A 3,123-nucleotide genomic window follows, 5' to 3' on the forward strand; every position below is an offset into this window, starting at 1 on the left:
GAGAGATCGTTCTCTCAAAACTGAATAACGGAGAAGCATGCGGACGTGACCCATCCTAACGCCATATGCGTGGATAAATCCTCGACCGATTAGTATCTGTCAGCTCCATGTGTCGCCACACTTCCACACCAGACCTATCTACTGATCGTCTCTCAGGGGTCTTACTCACTTGACGTGATGGGAAATCTCATCTCGAGGGGGGCTTCATGCTTAGATGCTTTCAGCACTTATCCCTGCCACACGTAGCTACCCAGCCATGCTCCTGGCGGAACAACTGGTACACCAGCGGTATGTCCATCCCGGTCCTCTCGTACTAAGGACAGCTCCTCTCAAATTTCCAACGCCCACGACGGATAGGGACCGAACTGTCTCACGACGTTCTGAACCCAGCTCGCGTGCCGCTTTAATGGGCGAACAGCCCAACCCTTGGGACCTACTTCAGCCCCAGGATGCGACGAGCCGACATCGAGGTGCCAAACCTCCCCGTCGATGTGGACTCTTGGGGGAGATTAGCCTGTTATCCCCAGGGTAGCTTTTATCCGTTGAGCGACGGCCCTTCCATACGGTGCCGCCGGATCACTAAGCCCGACTTTCGTCCCTGCTCGACCTGTATGTCTCGCAGTCAAGCTCCCTTCTGCCTTTGCACTCTTCGAATGATTTCCAACCATTCTGAGGGAACCTTTGGGCGCCTCCGTTACTCTTTAGGAGGCGACCGCCCCAGTCAAACTGCCCACCAGACACTGTCCCTGAACCGGATCACGGTTCGAGGTTAGGATTCCAACACAGCAAGGGCAGTATCCCACCAGCGCCTCCACCGAAGCTAGCGCTCCGGTTTCCAAGGCTCCTGCCTATCCTGTACAAGCTGTGCCCAAACCCAATATCAAGCTACAGTAAAGCTCCATGGGGTCTTTCCGTCCTGTCGCGGGTAACCTGCATCTTCACAGGTACTATAATTTCACCGGGTCTCTCGTTGAGACAGTGCCCAAGTCGTTGCACCTTTCGTGCGGGTCGGAACTTACCCGACAAGGAATTTCGCTACCTTAGGACCGTTATAGTTACGGCCGCCGTTTACTGGGGCTTCAATTCGGACCTTCGCCGAAGCTAAGTCCTCCTCTTAACCTTCCAGCACCGGGCAGGTGTCAGCCCCTATACTTCGTCTTACGACTTCGCAGAGACCTGTGTTTTTGATAAACAGTCGCTTGGGCCTTTTCACTGCGGCTCCCCAGGGCTATTCACCCCAAGGAGCACCCCTTCTCCCGAAGTTACGGGGTCATTTTGCCGAGTTCCTTAACGAGAGTTCTCCCGCGCGTCTTAGAATTCTCATCCCACCTACCTGTGTCGGTTTGCGGTACGGGCACCTGTCTCCTCACTAGAGGCTTTTCTCGGCAGCGGAGGATCAGGGACTCAAGGGCGCTATGCCCTTTCGCGGTCACGACTCAGCCTTATGTGTTGGACGGATTTGCCTATCCAACAGCCTCGTTCGCTTCGACGCACATCCAATTGTACGCTCTCCCTACCTTTCTGCGTCCCCCCATTGTTCAAACAGAGACAAGGTGGTACTGGAATTTCCACCAGTTTGCCATCGCCTACGCCTTTCGGCCTCAGCTTAGGTCCCGACTAACCCTGAGCGGACGAGCCTTCCTCAGGAAACCTTAGGTTTTCGACGGAAGGGATTCTCACCCTTCTTTTCGCTACTCATACCGGCATTCTCACTTCTGTACGCTCCAACAGTCCTCACGGTCTGCCTTCTCTGCCTACAGAACGCTCCCCTACCCAACTCAAAAGAGTTGCCACAGCTTCGGTGGTGTGTTTAGCCCCGGTACATTTTCGGCGCAGCGTCACTCGACCAGTGAGCTATTACGCACTCTTTCAATGGTGGCTGCTTCTAAGCCAACATCCTGGTTGTCTAAGCAACGCCACATCCTTTCCCACTTAACACACACTTGGGGACCTTAGCTGGTGATCTGGGCTGTTTCCCTCTTGACGACGGATCTTAGCACTCGCCGTCTGACTCCCGGATATAAATTACTGGCATTCGGAGTTTGACTGAACTCGGTAATCCGGTAGGGACCCTCATCCAATCAGTGCTCTACCTCCAGCATTCTCTTTCCGAGGCTAGCCCTAAAGCTATTTCGGGGAGAACCAGCTATCTCCGTGTTCGATTGGCATTTCACCCCTACCCACACCTCATCCCCGCAGCTTTCAACCTACGTGGGTTCGGGCCTCCAGTCGGTGTTACCCGACCTTCACCCTGGACATGGGTAGATCACACGGTTTCGGGTCGACGTTCACGTACTCTCTCGCCCTGTTCAGACTCGCTTTCGCTGCGGCTCCGTCTCTTCAACTTAACCTTGCACGTATACGTCACTCGCCGGTTCATTCTACAAAAGGCACGCCATCACCCCTTAACGGCTCTGACTACTTGTAGGCACACGGTTTCAGGATCTATTTCACTCCCCTCCCGGGGTGCTTTTCACCTTTCCCTCACGGTACTGGTTCACTATCGGTCACTAGGGAGTATTTAGCCTTGGGAGATGGTCCTCCCTGCTTCCGACGGGATTTCTCGTGTCCCGCCGTACTCAGGATCCACTCAAGAGGAAACGAAATGTCGATTACAGGATTCTTACCTTCTTCGATGGACCGTTCCAGGTCGCTTCATCTATCTCGCTTCTTTGTAACTCCGTATAGAGTGTCCTACAACCCCAAGTGGCAAGCCACTTGGTTTGGGCTATGTTCCGTTTCGCTCGCCGCTACTCAGGAAATCGCGTTTGCTTTCTCTTCCTCCGGGTACTAAGATGTTTCAGTTCTCCGGGTCTGCCGCTACATGGCTATGTATTCACCATACAGCACTGCTCTGTGAAAAGCAGTGGGTTTCCCCATTCGGAAATCTTCGGATCAATGTGTACTTACAACTCCCCGAAGCATATCGCTGTTCGTCGCGTCCTTCATCGGCTCCTAGTGCCAAGGCATTCACCGTGCGCCCTTCTTCATTTAACCACAGGTTATGGTTTGATCATTTAAGATCACGCTAGGTCGGTTGTTCGTTAAGATGTTTGCACATCTCAATCGATCAACCCGGTCATGTCTTTTCATGCTTTCCGTTATTCAGTTTTCAAAGAACGA

The 3,123-nt window shown here is 53.3% G+C and carries 1 rRNA gene; it reads right to left on the reverse strand.

Going from position 1 to position 3,123, the window contains the following annotated elements:
• Window positions 1–69 precede the first annotated feature (69 nt).
• A 23S ribosomal RNA gene (locus tag JCM19037_RS21420) occupies window positions 70–2,997 on the reverse strand.
• Window positions 2,998–3,123: the final 126 nt, after the last annotated feature.

Source organism: Geomicrobium sp. JCM 19037, assembly GCF_000698105.1.
Classification (GTDB): Bacteria; Bacillota; Bacilli; order Bacillales; family Marinococcaceae; genus Geomicrobium_A.